Below are 229 nucleotides of genomic sequence, written 5' to 3'. Positions count from 1 at the left end.
ATCCGATCTCACGGCTGCCAACGCCGATATCACCAGCTGGCACGTCGGTGTGTTCACCAAGGTGACGGTAGAGCTCGGTCATGAAGGACTGGCAGAATCGCATGACCTCATCCTCGGACGCGTCATGGGGATCAAAGTCCGACCCACCCTTCGCGCCACCGATCGGCATGCCAGTCAGAGCATTTTTGAAGATCTGCTCAAAACCAAGGAACTTAATCGTTCCTAAGTA

1 protein-coding gene is annotated in these 229 nt (G+C 54.6%); it reads right to left on the bottom strand.

Going from position 1 to position 229, the window contains the following annotated elements:
* A partial coding sequence (locus LD028_RS18275; RefSeq protein ID WP_275949123.1) for a Glu/Leu/Phe/Val dehydrogenase dimerization domain-containing protein occupies window positions 1–229 on the bottom strand: 229 nt, incomplete at both ends.

The organism is Anoxybacillus sp. LAT27, from assembly GCF_022030075.1.
GTDB classification, from domain to species: Bacteria; Bacillota; Bacilli; order Bacillales; family Anoxybacillaceae; genus Anoxybacillus; species Anoxybacillus kestanbolensis.
This window is presented reverse-complemented; position numbering and strand designations above follow the sequence as displayed.